Raw genomic sequence first — 669 nt, forward strand, 5'->3', positions numbered from 1 at the left:
TTCATGTAGCCAAAATGCTAATTACTCATTCATTCCACGGCTTATTGATCATTCAAGTGATTTGAATTCCTGCGAATAAGTGAGTATTCGAGAGATAATCGTATCTAACTGAGGGAGTTCAACAAGAGTAAAGCAGTATTGCCAAACGTATTTGTAAAAAAATGATAAATTTATGAATCTGGCGAAAAACTCTTTTCAATTTCAGTTTTTATTGATATTATTCCTATTAAAACAGTAGGAATAGTGGGTGTTTTCAAAAATGTCTTTGTATGAAAAATTACCAAGTGATTTTTTAATTCAATTTTATTATGAAGTGAAGAAAATGATTTCAAAAGGATTAGTTTCTAAAAATATGTACTATGAATTAGGACTAATAATTGCAGCTGCGTCAAGAAGAGGGATACTTTTGGATAAGCCAAAAGATTTTGAACAACATATTGTCCACAAATTATTAATGGAATTAAGTAACTAGAATTCCGCCGTGATTGAATAAATAGTTAATCGTAAGAGGTCTTCCATTAAACAAACAAAAAAAGCACCCTTTCGTATTATAAGTTCAGCCAGATATTTCTGGTTGAACATTTTTTATATCGTTTTATGATATCGGTAGCCGGGGTAGAACGTAAGCACCCGTGGGGCTTGGATCCCGTCAACTAAACAGTTCGCCCC

General features: G+C 32.6%; 1 protein-coding gene. It reads left to right on the forward strand.

The features are described from left to right. Window positions 1-259: 259 nt before the first annotated feature. Entirely contained in the window at window positions 260-472 is a 213-nt protein-coding gene (locus tag KW850_RS32615) for a hypothetical protein (RefSeq protein WP_218351726.1), read from the forward strand. The last annotated feature ends 197 nt before the right edge of the window (window positions 473-669 follow it).

This window comes from Bacillus sp. sid0103 (assembly GCF_019219025.1).